At 55.6% G+C, this 15,534-nt stretch carries 14 protein-coding genes and 1 tRNA gene; 4 read left to right on the top strand and 11 right to left on the bottom strand.

The window, feature by feature from the left end; genetic code table 11:
• The first annotated feature begins 120 nt into the window (after positions 1–120).
• Positions 121–196 (top strand) — tRNA-Asn (locus tag ACK13D_RS13265).
• Positions 197–286: 90 nt separating this feature from the next.
• On the opposite strand, the gene ACK13D_RS13270 is transcribed toward ACK13D_RS13265, so the two are convergent.
• The 3 genes from ACK13D_RS13270 to ACK13D_RS13280 form a co-directional block, all read right to left on the bottom strand.
• Positions 287–589 carry a helix-turn-helix domain-containing protein gene (locus ACK13D_RS13270; RefSeq protein ID WP_010247918.1) on the bottom strand — a complete coding sequence of 101 codons (303 nt, stop codon included), beginning with the start codon at positions 587–589 and terminating at the stop codon, positions 287–289.
• Between the two features lie 4 nt (positions 590–593).
• Positions 594–947, bottom strand: a complete 354-nt coding sequence (locus ACK13D_RS13275) for a type II toxin-antitoxin system RelE/ParE family toxin (RefSeq protein ID WP_050680114.1) — start codon at positions 945–947, stop codon at positions 594–596.
• 298 nt (positions 948–1,245) lie between these two features.
• The gene (locus ACK13D_RS13280) at positions 1,246–2,334 is read right to left on the bottom strand and encodes a YncE family protein (protein ID WP_311979194.1); all 1,089 of its coding nucleotides are present in this window, start codon (positions 2,332–2,334) and stop codon (positions 1,246–1,248) included.
• 395 nt (positions 2,335–2,729) lie between these two features.
• Between ACK13D_RS13280 and fhuE the strand changes: the two genes are divergently transcribed.
• Positions 2,730–4,892, top strand: coding sequence for a ferric-rhodotorulic acid/ferric-coprogen receptor FhuE (gene fhuE / locus ACK13D_RS13285; RefSeq protein WP_418796587.1), 2,163 nt, complete (start codon positions 2,730–2,732; stop codon positions 4,890–4,892).
• A gap of 76 nt (positions 4,893–4,968) precedes the next feature.
• On the opposite strand, the gene ACK13D_RS13290 is transcribed toward fhuE, so the two are convergent.
• The 4 genes from ACK13D_RS13290 to ACK13D_RS13305 form a co-directional block, all read right to left on the bottom strand.
• Positions 4,969–5,370, bottom strand: a complete 402-nt coding sequence (locus tag ACK13D_RS13290) for a cell envelope integrity TolA C-terminal domain-containing protein (RefSeq protein ID WP_010247930.1) — start codon at positions 5,368–5,370, stop codon at positions 4,969–4,971.
• A 98-nt stretch (positions 5,371–5,468) separates the two neighbouring features.
• Entirely contained in the window at positions 5,469–5,750 is a 282-nt protein-coding gene (locus tag ACK13D_RS13295) for a hypothetical protein (protein ID WP_010247933.1), read from the bottom strand.
• A gap of 185 nt (positions 5,751–5,935) precedes the next feature.
• The gene (locus tag ACK13D_RS13300; RefSeq protein WP_022624972.1) at positions 5,936–7,249 is read right to left on the bottom strand and encodes an LLM class flavin-dependent oxidoreductase; all 1,314 of its coding nucleotides are present in this window, start codon (positions 7,247–7,249) and stop codon (positions 5,936–5,938) included.
• A 47-nt stretch (positions 7,250–7,296) separates the two neighbouring features.
• Positions 7,297–8,367 (bottom strand): iron-containing alcohol dehydrogenase family protein, encoded by a 1,071-nt coding sequence (locus tag ACK13D_RS13305; protein WP_418796589.1) that lies wholly within the window; start codon positions 8,365–8,367, stop codon positions 7,297–7,299.
• Positions 8,368–8,619: 252 nt separating this feature from the next.
• On the opposite strand from ACK13D_RS13305, the gene ACK13D_RS13310 reads away from it, so the two are divergent.
• Both ACK13D_RS13310 and ACK13D_RS13315 read left to right on the top strand, forming a co-directional pair.
• A complete protein-coding gene (locus tag ACK13D_RS13310) occupies positions 8,620–9,165 on the top strand; it encodes an N-acetyltransferase (RefSeq protein WP_033758314.1) in 546 nt (181 codons plus the stop codon).
• Positions 9,166–9,244: 79 nt separating this feature from the next.
• The gene (locus ACK13D_RS13315) at positions 9,245–10,555 is read left to right on the top strand and encodes an MmgE/PrpD family protein (protein WP_010670926.1); all 1,311 of its coding nucleotides are present in this window, start codon (positions 9,245–9,247) and stop codon (positions 10,553–10,555) included.
• A 5-nt stretch (positions 10,556–10,560) separates the two neighbouring features.
• On the opposite strand, the gene ACK13D_RS13320 is transcribed toward ACK13D_RS13315, so the two are convergent.
• The 4 genes from ACK13D_RS13320 to ACK13D_RS13335 are packed head-to-tail and all read right to left on the bottom strand — an operon-like array spanning position 10,561 to position 15,432.
• Complete coding sequence (locus ACK13D_RS13320; RefSeq protein WP_418796590.1) at positions 10,561–12,846, bottom strand: molybdopterin-dependent oxidoreductase; 2,286 nt, start codon at positions 12,844–12,846, stop codon at positions 10,561–10,563.
• A 33-nt stretch (positions 12,847–12,879) separates the two neighbouring features.
• On the bottom strand, positions 12,880–13,641 hold the full coding sequence (locus ACK13D_RS13325; RefSeq protein ID WP_418796592.1) for an amino acid ABC transporter ATP-binding protein: 762 nt from the start codon (positions 13,639–13,641) through the stop codon (positions 12,880–12,882).
• Positions 13,634–14,557: an amino acid ABC transporter permease gene (locus ACK13D_RS13330; RefSeq protein ID WP_033767719.1), complete on the bottom strand. Its 924-nt coding sequence runs from the start codon at positions 14,555–14,557 to the stop codon at positions 13,634–13,636. The genes ACK13D_RS13325 and ACK13D_RS13330 overlap by 8 nt, the downstream gene beginning before the upstream one ends.
• Positions 14,554–15,432, bottom strand: a complete 879-nt coding sequence (locus tag ACK13D_RS13335) for an ABC transporter substrate-binding protein (protein WP_010247954.1) — start codon at positions 15,430–15,432, stop codon at positions 14,554–14,556. The genes ACK13D_RS13330 and ACK13D_RS13335 overlap by 4 nt, the downstream gene beginning before the upstream one ends.
• Positions 15,433–15,534: the final 102 nt, after the last annotated feature.

Genomic DNA, 15,534 nt, shown 5'->3' on the forward strand with positions numbered 1-15,534 from the left:
CCAGCAGAATCGGGTAAAAATCGCCAATCCGCTGCTTTTACGAGCATCTGAACGCAATTCGGTAAACAGGGCTTTGACAAGCGGGATCTGCGCCGCTAATATTCGCCCCGTTCAAGCGATTCCTCTGTAGTTCAGTCGGTAGAACGGCGGACTGTTAATCCGTATGTCACTGGTTCGAGTCCAGTCAGAGGAGCCAGAATTAGAAAAGCCCGCTCAGGGAAACCTGAGCGGGCTTTTTGCTTTTATGTTTTCGGTCACGGCGGCATGACATCCCCGCCTGAATGGCTTACACCTCAAACCCGTAGTGCGAGCCGTCCGGCAGTTCCACCACCAGCCGCAGCTTACCCCCTGCCGCATCGATATAGCGCTTGAGCGTGGAGAGCTTCAGATCGCGGCCCGGCTTTTCCATACCCGCCACGGTAGGCTGTGTAATGCCCAGCGCCTTTGCCATTTCGACCTGTGTTTTCTGCACTTTCTCACGCAGCTCGGCAAGGTGAATGTTGAGCAGGATATCCGTCGCCATCGCTTGTGCGTCGGCAACGACTTCCGGTTTTTCATCCGCAATAAGCTGTTCAAGCGTTCTGCCCATCTGGTTACTCCTCATCTTTAAAGCTATTCAGCCAGTGTGTAAATTCCCGATCGGCAACCGGAAGCATCTCCTGATAAAAACGCTTTTCATTGCCCACCTTATTTCCGGCACAAAGCACAATCGCCGTTCGGTTTGGGTCAAAAGCAAAGAAAGCCCTTATCGGATCGCCGCGACTCTGAATACGCAGCTCTTTCATGTTGATATAAACAGGGCCTTTTAGCGTATCCGCGTATGGCCTGGACAACCCCGGCCCTTTTTCGCGCAACACCATTAATGCTGCCAGTACGCAGGCGCGATCGCTCTCATTAAGCAAGGTAAACCAGCGATCAAACCTCTCCGTCGTTTTAATCATCCACACGAGATCTCCTTATTAATATAGGTTAAATACTATATAGGTGTAAAGCGATAATCGAGTGTGATGCAGGGGGATTTCAGATGCCTGTGCTTTTAGTGCAAAGTGAGAGAAGCGTTCAGCCGGGTCAGTGATGAATCCACACAACCTTCATCGTTTTGCGAGCTGTACCGGATTGGTTATGGGGTGAGATGATGTGAGGCGTTGTTATCAATAAGAAAGCCCGCTCAGGCTTCCCTGAGCGGGCTTTCACTTTGTTTGCATCGCTTCCCTGCCAATGCAGAGTGACGCTTTTAGCGCGTGATTACGGCAGCGCGATACGGGCAATCTCGTCAGTGCCTTTGGTGGAGGAATCTTTGTTGAATTCCGCCTTAAGCGTGACATAGAGCGTATTGTTGTCCGGGCCAATCAGCAGGCTGTTTGGGTTCTTGTCAAACGACCAGCTGTTTTTCACCACGTAGGTGGTGGCATCCAGTTGCAGCACTTTCTTCGATTCGCGCTGGCTGATGTAAAGCTCATTGCGTTTAGCGTTGAACTTGATGCCCATCGCATCGCCTTCGATGCGCTTGATCACTTTGCCGGTGCGCTCATCAAAGATCAGCGTGGTTTTGCCTTTGGAGTCGTCAGTAACAAACAGGCGACCGGTAGCAGGATCTTCCGCCATGTTCAGGAACAGATACTCTTTGCCATCGCCTGCGGTCCAGCGCTTCTCGATTTTATGGCTGCGTGGATTGATCACCAGAATTTCACCCGAGCCGTTAGCCGCATAAATGCGCTCAGTCAGCGGGGAATAGATGATACCGGTGACCCATTTCCCGGCGTTTTTAATCTCGGTTTTCAGCTTAAAGGTTCGGGTATCTACGACGGAGATATAGCCCGGTTCGGCTACGCGACCGACATAGAGCTCGTTGCCGTGCCACAGGACTTCACGCGCACCCGCCGGATAGCCCTCTTTACTGATCTTGCCCGGGAACACCAGACGCTGCAGCACTTTGCCACTCTGGGCATCCACTTTGGAGATCGCGCCATCCAGTGAGTTGGTGGTGTAGAACACCTGACCGTTTTCATCGATAGCGGTACCGAAGTTTTTCATGTCGGTATGCGTTTCGCCTTTGGTCGTCAGCGTGGCCGGATCGAGACGATAGATCATGCCGCCGTTCACATCCTTAAACGCCTGCGCGCTGGCGACAAACAACGCTTTTGACGCAGGGGAGTAAGCCATTTCGTACAGACCATCACCCAGAGCGCGTTGTGTCACTGCGGTATTAACCGGTTTTGGGGCTTCAGCGGCAGGCGCATCGGCTTTTTTAGCAGGAGCCTGACACGCTGTCAGGCTAAAGGCAGCGGCAACTGCCATGGCAACAGCGGCTTTGCGCGGGCTTAACGATTTCATGCTGAACTCCGTCAGGAAATAAAGAATGAGAATCATACGCATTAACAGCCAGTAATCAAATGGCGACGCTGCTATCCAGACCTGTCCGGTCATTTTACCCGCGTTAAACCGCTTAACTGCCCCGTGAAATTCCACCTGAATGCCCTTTTTCTGCTTTCAAATCTGATAAACACCAGCAACTAAAAGGCTTTAAATTTTCCTATCACATTGAATTATAAATAATTAACATAAGGTTACACTTTCGATTGAATCCTTTGAAGAATATATAAAGCAAATGATTATCATTGGCGTTCTCATGACTGGCTGAGCGTCTTTTTCCAGAAGATGAGTGGATAAAAAATAACAACCAAAGACACAACGGTTTAACTCAATACCAATTTTTAATGGAAAATTTTATGGCTCGTAGTGGCAGGGAATCAGGTTTCAGAAACAGCTTTAGCGTCTCATTACTGACACTGGCGATACACGCCCTCTTCCACCCCGCCCTGGCGGCGGAGGAGACATCGCAGGATATGGTGGTCAGCGCCACGACTGACGAAACCAGTGACAGCGGTAAGCAGAATTACGCGGTGCAGACCACCCGCGCGGGCACCAAATTAATGCTGACACCGCGAGATGTGCCTCAGTCACTCAGCGTGGTGACGCAGCAGCGAATGCAGGATCAGGATCTGCAATCGGTTAATGATGTGCTGACCAACGCCACCGGTATCTCCACCAATCTTATCGACAGTGAACGCTCCGAGTACTATTCACGCGGCTTCAAAGTCAGCAACTTCACTTTCGATGGCATTCCGACCTCGGTTAACGATAACTGGAATTACGGCGATGCGGCGTCCGACACGGCAATCTATGACCGTATTGAAATCGTGCGCGGTGCGACCGGCCTGATGACCGGAGCGGGCAGCCCTTCGGCCTCGATCAATATGGTGCGTAAACATGCTGACAGCAAAACCGCGACCGGCACGCTGAGTGCCAGCTATGGCAGCTGGAACAAGCAGCGCTACGTGGCGGATCTCTCTGCCCCGCTTAACAGCGATGGCAGCCTGCGCGGCCGTGTGGTGACCGGTTATACCGATCAGGAGAGCTGGCTGGATCGCTATCAAAAAACCAAAAAATTCATCTATGGCGTGATTGATGCGGACCTTACCGAGAAGACGACGCTGTCACTGGGCTACGACTATGAAGATGATAACACCGGCAATCCAACCTGGGGTGGCCTGCCGATGTTTTACAGTAATAACGCCACGACACATTACGACCGCAGCCTGAATTCATCAGCTAACTGGGCGCGTTACAACACTAACTCGCGCAAAGTCTTTGCGGATATCGACCATAACTTCGATAACGGCTGGAATATTCATATCAACGGCACGCATGCTGAGAATACCTTCAGCGATAAGCTGCTCTATGTGATGGGCAATCCCGATCAGGAGAGCGGTGAAGGCACTACCGGTTACGGCAGTATGGATCGCGGCAAGCGTAAAATGGATTCAATCGATGGCTTTGCCAGCGGCCCGTTTGAACTGCTGGGTCGTCAGCACCTGTTGATGGCCGGAGCAAGCTACAGCCGCCAGCATAATGCCGCTTACAGTCAGGATGGATTCAGCGATGCGGAGGCGGGTGAAATCACTGCCGCCGATATGGGGATTTTCAATAATAGCTGGACCGGTAACGTAGCGGAGCCGGAGTGGCAGGGCTGGTATCTCAACGCTGATGACACTGTTCGTCAGAAATCGGTCTATAGCGCTGCACGTCTGTCGCTGGCCGATCCGCTGTCGCTGATTATTGGCGCTCGCTATACCCAGTGGAGCACCCATGGCAGCAGCGGAGAGATGACTAAAAATAACACCACGCCTTATGCAGGGCTGGTGTATGACATTAATGACACCTGGTCCGCCTATGGCAGCTACACCGCCATTTTCCTGCCGCAGACTTATCGCGATACTCACGGCAGTTACCTCTCACCGGTGACAGGTAAAAGTTACGAGACCGGTCTGAAATCCGCCTGGAACGATGGCCTGCTGACCGCCAGCGTGGCGATTTTCCGCATCGAGCAGGATAACGTTGGACAGGCAATTGATGGCGTTTATCTGAGCGGCAATGAGCAGGCCTATGACGCCGCCAAAGGTGCAGTGAGTAAAGGTGCCGAGTTCGAGCTGAATGGCGCACTGACCGATAATCTGCAGCTGACCTTTGGCGCAACCCGCTATGTGGCACGCGATAAAAGTGGCCGGTTCAACAGCTATCAGCCGCAAACCTCATTCAAGCTTTTCACCCGTTATCAGCTGGACGCAATCCCCGAGCTCACCGTTGGTGGCGGAATTAACTGGCAGAACCGGGTGTTTAAAGATGTGACCAATGCCAGCGGCGACAGCGTACGGGTATATCAGGGCAGCTACCCGCTGGCCTCGTTGTTTGCCCGCTATCAGGTAAATAAGCAGGTTGCCGTACAGGCCAACGTCGATAATCTCTTTGACCGTGAATATTACAGCTATATGAACAGCTACGTTTACGGTGAGCCACGTAACGTGAATGTCAGCGTGTCTTATCAGTTCTGATAATGGTGAGCTGAGAGGCCAGACAGCCCGCGATTGCGGGCTGTCTGGTGGGCTGATTTAACGGGCATGATGCGTGTCAGGGCTGTCCTTCCATATTCCAGCGCGCTGATCCCATCACATCGAAAACATGCTGGTCGGTGAAAGCCGGAAATCTGGCGCGTTTTGCCGCCACTTTGAGCGCGTTGCAATAATCTTTATCGCCCCCTTTGATAATAAAATTATCCAGGGTGCCATCAATTTTGAAATCCAGATGGGCATTACAGCGTTTCCCCTTCCAGGCGTGCGGCTCTGATAGTGCAGCATCCAGCGCTTTTTTTATGCCAGATGCCTGCTGACCATAGATATCGTTGTCCCCGACTTTTCCTGAACGGTTATAGCTGCAGGTTTCGAGTGCGCTTTTTTTAATGCATTCGTGTGGAGTGAGAGGCGCACAACCGGCTAACAGGGCACAGCAGAAAATGGGAATGATCTTTTTCATGGATAAGTCCTTTTAGGTGAAAAGGGAACGGCGTCCTGCTCCCTGGTTATTCTGATATCAGGCTAAGCTAAACCCCTGCAAAGTGAATCAACACAGGGTTATTTTCCCGTTTTTTTTCGCCAGAAGAGAGAGAAAGCAATCGCTGTTAATACGCCAATCAGGGGCATCGTGGCCGCGCCCGCCAGAAAGTTGTGCTGGTCGATGCGTTTGTCCCTGCGGATATCCGCGAAGCGTGCGAGTGCCTGTTTTTCATCTGAGGCACGAACTTCCTCGAACTGTTTTTTATAACCCTGCTCTGTCAGATCGAAAGCTCGTGTTACGTCCGATCTTTCAAGTGCAACAGTGTATTTGCCTTTGGTATAGAACCTGTATTCTGACATTCAGCGATCTCACATCCCGGAGGATAGATTTGCACTATATCGGGTATGAATGGGTTTGCAGAACGCTTTTGGAAAATAGTGCGGCACAATACAGGCTCCAGCCTCCCTGCTGAGTTAACCGCATATCCTTTTCCAGCAAACTGCATGCAGTATTGCGGTAATATTTCCCGTGATGACCGTGGCTGTTAACTCTCTTCGGTTATCACTTTAAGCCCCAGATTCTCCCGCAGCGTGGCAAACTCATACTCATCGCGAAACAGTCCGCGACGGCGCAGTTCCGGGATCACCAGCTCCACAAACAGATCCAGCTGTTCCGGCATAATGGCTGGCATGATGTTAAAGCCGTCCGCCCCGCCCTGTTCCAGCCACTGCTGGAAGTCGTCGGCGATATCTTCAGCGGTACCGACAATCACGCGGTGTCCGCGTGAACCGGCGGCGACGGCGGCCAGCTCACGCAGCGTCAGATTCTCGCGCTTTGCCATATCGGTCATCAGCTTAACGCGGCTCTGATTACCTTCGCCCAGCGGAACCTCCGGTACCGGGCCATCCAGTGGATATTGGCTGAGATCCATACTGAACCGCAGTGAGAGCTGACGAAGCCCGTTCTCAATATCCACCAGCGTATTCAGCTTTTTCCACAGCGCCTTCGCCTCCTCACGCGTGCGGCCAATAATCGGCATGACACCGGGCATGATCACGACATGATCCGGGTTACGCCCGGCGGCAATGACCTGCTCCTTTTGAGTGCGATAGAACGCTTGCGCTTCCTCCAGACTGGCGGAGGCGGTAAAGATCACTTCCGCTGTCTCAGCCGCCAGCTTCTGACCATCAGCAGAAGAACCTGCTTCGATAATCACCGGACGTCCCTGGGGCGAACGCGTGATGTTCAGGGGGCCTTGTACCTGAAAATGCTCGCCCTGATGGTTGATCGGTTTGATCTTCTCATCAACAAAATAGTCCCCGGACGCTTTGTCGGGCTGCACTGCCCCCGCTTCCCAGCCCTGCCACAATTTGTCTGCCACCTCAAGGAACTCCCGCGCACGAGCATAGCGGGAAGCGTGGTCGGGCATATCGCTGCGGCTGAAGTTACGTGCAACGTCAGTGGAAAACGAGGTCACGACGTTCCACGCGGCCCGGCCACGGCTGATGTGATCCAGTGACGAGAAACTGCGCGCCAGCGTAAAGGGATCGCTGAAGGTGGTAGAGGCGGTTGCGGCCAGGCCAATACGTCTGGTGTTGACCGCCAGCGCCGCCAGCATCGTCAGCGGTTCAAGGCGTGCCATGGTCGACGGCAGACGATACATGCTGGTTGCCAGTGCATCACCCACAAAAAACAGGTCGAACTTACCCGCTTCGGCTTTTTTAGCCAGCGTGATCAGCCAGTCGATATCAGTGGGATCGCCCAGCTGTTCCGTCAGACGCCAGCCGCTCACGTGCTGACCCACCGGTTGAACAAACAGGCCGAGCCGCAGGCGACGTGATGGAGTGAAATGATTCATGAACGATTCCTGGTCTGTAAGGTGAAAAGGCGCGCCGCAGCGCGCGCTTAAAAAAGGGTGTCCGTCGCCAGCAGCGCCTGCTCCAGCGCGCGGGCAGAGACGCTAAACGGCAGCCGTTCTGCGCAAGCCTGGGGGAATTTAATCTGCTGCGCGAGGTTGCGCAGCGCGCTATGGCGATCGCCGCGTAACACCGGCAGCTTCAGCGGCATATCGTAGTGACGCAGCAGCGCAAGGAGTTCTGCATCCGCGACACCGTCATGTTCCATCAGCGACTGCACCAGCAGGCTGAAGCCGACTTTCTCACCGTGCAGCCAGTGATGCAGCTCCGGCAGGTGCGTCAGTCGATTGTGAATGGCGTGCGCAAAGCCCGGCGTCGGCAGCAGGTCGCGCACACTATTCGCCAGCCCGGCGAGCACGATAGTGGCATCAATGACTCTGACCAGTTCAGGCGTGACCCGCTGCTGCTGACAGGCCAGGATCGCGGCGTCTCCCTGCTGCCGGAAAGTGTCCAGCGCCTGCCGCGCGGTCATCACCTTAAGATCCAAAGCCAAATCATCAGGGTTGTGCTGCTGGTAAGGCCGGAATTCATAATATTTGGCCAGCGCATCCACAATACCCGCTTTCAGGTAGCGCACGTCGCTCCGGGCGATCACTTCACTGTCTACCAGCACCAGCTCCGGCATTTTCCCCAGCGGCTGGCTGTGCAGATGGCCCCCTTGCTCGTTATAGATGATGGCAATCGGTGACCAGGCCGCGCAGGTTGCCGCCTGGGTCGCAAAGTTAATCAGTGTGACCGCCGGCAACTGGCTGGCAGCGGCTTTAGCCGCATCCAGCACGCGTCCGCCCCCAATCGCCAGCAGCAGTTCTGCGCCCTGCTGTTCGGTATGGTGTTTTAAGCTGGCGATGGCCTGTTCTGTACATTCGCCCTCTAAATAGTCGAGCTGCCAGCGGATGCCATTCTCTTCAAGACTCTGGCTTAATTCCGGATTAACCGCCTGCCACGCCTGAGGAGAGGTAAAAATACGAATATGGGTGGCATAGGGTTTAATAAACTGACCGGCGCGGATGCGCAGGCCCGCCTCATGCGCATAGGCTCGCGGAGATGTAATGGCTAACACAGCAGCATCCTGATTATATAAAATAGAAAAAGACTTTTATTACAGTGAGTTAATAGCGTTTCATGGAATTTAATTTCTTTTCTGAATACTACGACAAATAACAATTTAAGCAATCAAAAACCGGCCATTTCATATTCACAAATCCGCATTAGGTTAGTTATTTTTCACACATAGCGACCCGGCTTTTACTGTTAATCTCTCATTCTGGCTGAATGAATTAACTGCCTGCCTGGCAGTTTTCCGGGAAATATTATGCAACTCGATTTTCGTCAGGTCAGAGAAGATGAGGTAGATGTTTATCTGGCGCTGATGCATGCCGCCTATGCACCCGTTAAAGCACTGGGCATTAAATTTGATGCCGCCACGGCTGACCGCGCTACAGCATTACGCCATCTGCAGAATCATGGCGTGTATGCGCTCTACATGCGTGACCAGATGGTTTCATCAGTGACCGTTCGCTATCCCTGGGGGCCGCTGCCCGGCCCGTTTGGGCTGCCGCATATCGGCTGGTTTGGCGCGCATCCCGACTATCCCGGCCACCATTTTGGTCGCCAGGTTCAGGATCGGTTAGAGCAGGAAATCCTGATCGATCAGTTGCATGCCCCTGCGGTCTCGCTGGGCACCGCCACCCATCACCCCTGGCTGAAAGAGATGTATCTGAAACGTGGCTTCCAGCCGATGCATACCCGCGATCTCGGTAAAGGTCACATCACCCTCTATATGAAAAAAGTACTGGACCCGGCGGCACATGATGCCTGGCTGAGCCGCCAGACAGCAGCAGAAGGAAACCCGCTATGAGCAGCGATAATCCCGCATCACTGGGCGAACAGCCGATCGCGTTTCGCCACGAACTACACCGTTTTCCGGAGCGACCGCAATGAACCTGAGCGTAATGCTGGCTGAACATATCCTTTATGGTCAGCCGGATGAGTCAGCGCACCAGCATGCGCGTGAAGGTGTGCGGGACTTCCTGGCAGTGAGCTGGCCGGTGTTACAGGGCGAGGTGCCGGATAGCGGCTTACCGGCACTGCGCACAATCTACCGCGACGGCAGCGTGCGCTCGCAGGCGCTGCTGCTGGGCTATGCCGGACATGCGCTGGACTACGATGATTTTCATGCCGATTTTCGCGGTCACCCCAGCGTAGTGATCCTGCCCGCCCTGCTCGCCTGGCAGCAATATCAGCCAAAGCGCCTGAACCGTTTTCTGGATGCTTACGTCACGGGTGTGGAAATGGCTGGTCGTCTGGGACTGGCTGTCAGCCAGCAACATTACGCGCTGGGCTATCACAACACGGCAACGCTGGGCACCCTGGCAGCGGCGGCGGCACTGGCGCGTTTGCTGGCGCTGGAGAGTGATGCAACCGCGACCCTGCTGGGGATCGCTGCCACCCAGGCCAGCGGGCTACGCGCACAGTTTGGTTCGGCGGTGAAACCACTGCACGCTGGTTTTGCCGCAGAACGTGCGGTGTCAGCGGCTCTGCTGACACTGGCCGGAATAGATGGCCGTCAGGCGGGTGTGATTGAGGCTTTTCTGGCAGCCAGCAGTTCGGGTCAGGCGCAGCCGGAGAAATTGCTGGAAAACTGGGGCCGCCCCTGGCGGATTAGCGCGCCCGGACTGGAGTTCAAACCTTTCCCAACCTGCGCAGGCACCCACAGCGCAGCGGAAGCGGCACAAATGCTGCGCCAGCAGTGGCTGGCAGCCGGCAAACCTCTTGATGCGCTGCTGAGCCAGATTGTCGATATCACCGTCGCCTTCCCGCCAGGCGGTGACATCGCCGCTTCCATATCCGTTCCGACGCACGGCATTGAAGCGCGTTTCAGCCTGGAATATGTGATTGCTGCGATGCTGATCTACGGCGATCTGCGTTTGCAGGATTTTGCCGAAGGCGATCTCAATCATCAGATTATGCCACTGGCCGCCCGCGTCCGTCGTACTCCCGATAACAGCGCGCCGCCCGATGCGATTAATCCCGCCCTGCGCTTCCATGACGTTACGCTGACGCTGAGTGATAGCACAAAGCTGCATCAGCGCCGCACGCGCCAGCAGTCACTGGCAGAGAGTGTGGATGTAAACAGGAAACTGCAGCTGGCGCTGAAGGCGTCGTCGCCCGATCTGCTGGCAGCCAGTGAGCTGCGTTCAACGGCAGATTTGCAGGCGCTGGGCCGCGCAGTGCTGAGCGCCCTGTAACCTACTCATAACGGGGGAATAAAGGCCTGCACCGGCGTGACTTCCCCGGCAAATTTACGTACCTGCACCACCGTAATCTGCCCGCTACATCCCTGTGCCAGAGATGACGTCCCGATATCCAGCGTCAACACATTGGGATTACCGTGACGACAAAGCGGACGGGCGGCAGTGGCGTCGACCGGATCGTACCAGGCACCGGTTGGCAGCTGTACCACGCCAGGCATAACCGTGTCGGTGAGACGTGCGCTGGCGAGCACATGGCCCCGATCGTTATAAAGCTCAATGATGTCGCCATCCGCGATAGCCCGGGCTGCGGCATCCTCGCTGTTGAGGCTACAGACTTCGCGCCCGCCACGCTTGCCACTCTGACTGAAATCACCAAAATCGAGCTGACTGTGCAGGCGCGTCGCGGGCTGATTGGCAATCAGCCAGAATGGGTAGTCGGCGCTGGGTTTTTGCTGGGGTTCACGCCATACCGGATGGCCGGGACAGTTGTCATAACCAAAGCTGGCGATAGTGGCGGAGAAGATCTCAATTTTGCCGCCTGCTGTGGGCAGCGGTGCAGCATCAGGGTCAGCGCGAAACGCATTGATCATCCGTCCACCATCCTTCACCTGCGGCAACGCCAGGATGCCCTGCTGCCAGAACTGATTGAAATCCGGTGTCTGCACCTGATGCGCCGCCAGTTTTTCCTGTAGCTGATGGTAAAGATGCTGCAACCAGCCTCGCGCATCGCGCCCTTCGCTAAACGCTTCTTCCCGGCCAAGTTGCCTGGCCAGCTCACGGAAAATCGTGTAATCGTCCCTGGCTTCGGCGTAAGGCTGTGCCACTGGCTGCATGGCGATTAAATGGCGATCGGTCGGCGCACCGCCGATATCCTCACGCTCCAGGGTCATGGTGGCGGGCAGAACGATATCAGCATGACGCGCACTGGCGGTCCAGACGCTCTCATGCACGATGAACGTATCCAACTGGCAAAACGCCTGACGCAGCCGGGCCAGATCCTGATGGTGGTGAAACGGATTGCCGCCCGCCCAGTAAGCCAGCCGGATATGAGGATAAGTAAGCTGACGGCCATTGTAGTCAAACCTGGTGCCAGGATTGAGCAGCATATCGGCAATACGGGCTACCGGAATAAAGCGGTCGATGCCATTTTTGCCCTGCGGCAGGGACGGAAAGCTGACCAGATTGTGATGTTTGCCATAATGGCCCAGCGCACCCAGTGCATAGGTATAGCCGCCGCCGGGCAGCCCGGGCTGTCCGAGTGCCGCCGCCAGCACCAGGCCAAGCCACACCGGTTGTTCGCCATGCTCGGCGCGTTGTAAGGCATGGGCGACCGTAACCAGTACGCGCTTGCCGTGCAGCTGTCGGGCGAACTGCCTGATCAGGTCGCTGCTGACGCCACAGATCGCGGCCGCCCACGGCGCGTCACGCACCACGCCATCCTCTTCACCCCGGATGTAGGCCACCATCTGAGGCCAGCCGACACAGTAGCGCGCCAGAAATGCCTCATCGGTTAACCCTTCGGTGATTAATACCGCCAGCAGGCCGAGTATAAACGCCGCATCCGTTCCGGGTCGCAGCGCCAGCCACTCACCCTGTGCTTCCTCTGGCAAATCGCTTTTCAGTGGGCTTACCGAGATAAAACGGGTGCCGCGCTGTGCCGCACGCTGCATAAAACCGCGCTCGGTATGCTCACTCAGGCCGCCGCTGGCCACCTGGGCATTTTTCAGCGCCAGCCCGCCAAACGCCAGCACCACCTCGCTGTGACCGGCAATCTCTTCCCAGCTCACGCCACGCCGGGCGACTTCATTCATGTCGCCCACAATATGCGGCAGCAAAACCGATGCCGCGCCGGAGCTATAGCTGTTAACTGAGCGAACATAGCCGCCCAGCGTGGTGTTCAGGAAACGGTGCACCTGACTTTGGGCGTGATGGAAACGGCCTGCGCTTGACCAGCCGTAAGATCCGCCAAAAATCCCCGCCGGGCCGTAAGCTTCACCGACCCGCTTAAGCTCCTGTGCAACCCGATGACTGGCTTCCTCCCAGCTAACCGCGACATATTCATCTGCCCCGCAACGCCGATCCGGGCCAGGCCCGTTTTCCAGCCAGCCACGCCGTATCATCGGCCGTGCGACGCGTGCCGGGTGATTAAGTGCATGACGGAAGTTTTGCAACAGCGGACTGGGGTCGGGATCGCCCCCGAACGGCTCAATAAGCAGTTGATCGCCGCTGCGCTCAGCGTGAAAAGCGCCCCAGTGGGCGCTGTGCATTACCGGTTTTTGCGTCATCCTGCTTCCTGGCTTTCACAAAAGAAACGGTGCTCAGAGCGCCGTTGCGATAAAGTTTCTGACGCGTCCGTTGTCCGGATCGTCGAGTACCTGCTGCGTCGGGCCAGCCGCCACAATTTTGCCGCTCTCCATAAAGACGATGTTATCGGCGACCTCGCGGGCAAATCCGATTTCATGGGTGACAACCACCATGGTGATACCGGAATGCGCCAGCTGTTTAATGACCTGCAGCACTTCACCCACCAGTTCCGGGTCAAGCGCCGAGGTCGGTTCATCAAACAACATAACGCCAGGATCCATCGCCAGTGCGCGGGCAATCGCAACGCGCTGCTGCTGACCACCGGAAAGGTTTTGCGGCCACTCATCTTCGCGACCAGACAGCCCCACCTGTTTCAGCAGCACCAGTGCTTTGCTGGTCGCCTGATGGCGACTCTGCTTTTTCACCCGCATCGGCGCATCCGTGATGTTCTGCAACACTGTACGGTGCGGGAACAGGTTAAATTGCTGAAACACCATGCCGATTTCCGCCCGCTGGCGTGCAATGGCACTGCTGTTGAGTTCGTGCAGCGCCTGGCCTTTTTGTCGGTATCCCACCATCTGGCCGCCGATACGGATGGTGCCACCATCCAGCTTCTCAAGGTGATTAATGCAGCGCAGCAGCGTGGATTTACCGGAGCCGGATGGCCCCAGAATCACCGTGACCGACCCGGCAGGTATATCCAGGTTAACGTCGTCGAGGATGGTTACGCCAGAGAAGCGCTTAGTGACCTTGCGCAGTGCAATTGCTTCAGCCATTGCTCACACTCCTTTGGGTTTTCGGCAGCGAAAAGCGCGGCAACGACGGCCAGAGGCTGCGCTTTTCACGTCGCGTGACACCGCGGCCAAAATAACGCTCCACGTAATACTGGCCCACCGACAGCACTGAGGTCATCAGCAGATACCACAGGGTGGCGACCAGCAGCAGCGGGATCACTTCATAGGTGCGCTGATAGATAATCTGCGCCGAAAACAGCACATCCTGCAGAGAAATCACTGACACCACTGCCGTGGTTTTCAACTGGCCAATGATCTCGTTACCCGCTGGCGGCATAATGGCGCGCATCGCCTGCGGTAAAACGGTATGACGGAAAATCTGAGCCGGGCGATATCCAAGCGCGCGTGCCGCTTCAATCTGCCCATTACCCACGCTCTGGATACCCGCGCGCACAATTTCTGCGGCATAGGCGGACTGATGCATGACCAGCGCGATCACTGCCGCACTAAACGGGCTGACCAGCGCGTTGGACTGTGCACTCCAGATCTCACCTAAACCGGGAATCGACAACGCTATTCTGGGATAGAGCGCCGCGATGTTGTACCAGAGAAACAGCTGCACCAGCATCGGCACACCACGGAAAAACCAGGTGTAGGCCCAGCTCACCGCAACCAGAACCGGGTTTGATGAGAGACGCATCAGCGCCAGCACCGTGCCGAAGGCAAAGCCCAGCACCACTGAAATGGCGGTGAGCTGCAGCGTCATTAACACCCCCTGCAGAATGGAGGGCGCAGTGAAGTTGTCTGCGATGATCCCCCACTCAAAGCGCGGATTGTTAATCATCGAATGTGCCATCGCCACCACGCACAACAGCACCACCAGCGCACTCAGCCAGCGTCCGTAGTAGCGTTTACTGACGATTTTCAGATCGTCAGTGTGGTTCTGAATCTCACTCATTTAAAAATCTCTTCGTTGCGTCGGGCTTCGGTCACAGCACCAAATCCGATTCCCCAGTTATCGAGGATTTTCCGGTAGCTGCCATCTTTGATTAATGAGTTCAGCGCGGCCTGCACGGCAGGTTCAAGCGGAGAGGCTTTTGGGAAAGCGACAGAGACCGGTGCATCGTTAACGGTGATTTCGCCGCTCATGGTCAGCGGTTTGATTACCTTAACCTGCCACAGAAGCCCCTCATAGGGACCCAGGAACAGCGGTACGCGCCCGCTGACCACCGCCTGCACGCCAGCCGGACGATCCGGGAATATCGCTACCTTGATGGGCTGCTTACCTGCGGCCTCACAGGCTTTACTGGCTTCTTCCAGCCGCGTAACCTGGGTGGTACCGGAACCGGCGCCGACCTCTTTGCCGCAGACGTCACTGAGTGATTTAAACGGGGCGATACTGGCGTCTTTTCGGGAAATAATTCCCAGCAGGCTGGCGTTGTAGTAGCCGACAAAGTCGATCTGTTTCAGGCGGGTCGGTGTGGCATTTATGTTCGACAGCGCCACATCGTAACGTCCGGTTTTCAGACCGGGAATGATGTTGTCGAAGCCGCCCGTGTCGCGCCACTCTACCGCGATACCCAGACGTTCACCCACCGCATTCATGATGTCGATTTCGCGACCGGCCAGCGTCTTATTATCTTCTTTATAAAAGGTAGTTGGCGGCGTATTCGGGTTTGTTCCTGCCACAATGTAGCCACGCTTGAGGATATCCGCAGGAATCAGCGTTTTCAGCGCCGGATCGGCTTTAACATGTATGCTGCTGTCAGCAGGCACTGAGGGTTCTGCCGCAAAGCTGACGGATGCGTTGAGCACGAGTGTGAAAAGGGTCATTCTTTTTATCAATTTCACCGGAACCTTTCTCCTGATATTTAAAATGTTCCCCCAGAGGGAAAAGCGATCGTGACCTGTTGTCAGCGCTGAAAGAAAGCCAGA

It is taken from the genome of Pantoea sp. K16 (assembly GCF_048452805.1).
GTDB classification, from domain to species: Bacteria; Pseudomonadota; Gammaproteobacteria; order Enterobacterales; family Enterobacteriaceae; genus Pantoea; species Pantoea agglomerans.

What these genes read in the sequence shown, in the direction of transcription:
- ACK13D_RS13270 (WP_010247918.1), bottom strand. Translation starts at nt 589, where the DNA reads ATGGGCAGAACGCTTGAACAGCTTATTGCGGATGAAAAACCGGAAGTC.
- ACK13D_RS13280 (WP_311979194.1), bottom strand. Translation starts at nt 2,334, where the DNA reads ATGAAATCGTTAAGCCCGCGCAAAGCCGCTGTTGCCATGGCAGTTGCC.
- fhuE (WP_418796587.1), top strand. Translation starts at nt 2,730, where the DNA reads ATGGCTCGTAGTGGCAGGGAATCAGGTTTCAGAAACAGCTTTAGCGTC.
- ACK13D_RS13290 (WP_010247930.1), bottom strand. Translation starts at nt 5,370, where the DNA reads ATGAAAAAGATCATTCCCATTTTCTGCTGTGCCCTGTTAGCCGGTTGT.
- ACK13D_RS13295 (WP_010247933.1), bottom strand. Translation starts at nt 5,750, where the DNA reads ATGTCAGAATACAGGTTCTATACCAAAGGCAAATACACTGTTGCACTT.
- ACK13D_RS13300 (WP_022624972.1), bottom strand. Translation starts at nt 7,249, where the DNA reads ATGAATCATTTCACTCCATCACGTCGCCTGCGGCTCGGCCTGTTTGTT.
- ACK13D_RS13310 (WP_033758314.1), top strand. Translation starts at nt 8,620, where the DNA reads ATGCAACTCGATTTTCGTCAGGTCAGAGAAGATGAGGTAGATGTTTAT.
- ACK13D_RS13315 (WP_010670926.1), top strand. Translation starts at nt 9,245, where the DNA reads ATGAACCTGAGCGTAATGCTGGCTGAACATATCCTTTATGGTCAGCCG.
- ACK13D_RS13320 (WP_418796590.1), bottom strand. Translation starts at nt 12,846, where the DNA reads ATGACGCAAAAACCGGTAATGCACAGCGCCCACTGGGGCGCTTTTCAC.
- ACK13D_RS13325 (WP_418796592.1), bottom strand. Translation starts at nt 13,641, where the DNA reads ATGGCTGAAGCAATTGCACTGCGCAAGGTCACTAAGCGCTTCTCTGGC.
- ACK13D_RS13330 (WP_033767719.1), bottom strand. Translation starts at nt 14,557, where the DNA reads ATGAGTGAGATTCAGAACCACACTGACGATCTGAAAATCGTCAGTAAA.
- ACK13D_RS13335 (WP_010247954.1), bottom strand. Translation starts at nt 15,432, where the DNA reads ATGACCCTTTTCACACTCGTGCTCAACGCATCCGTCAGCTTTGCGGCA.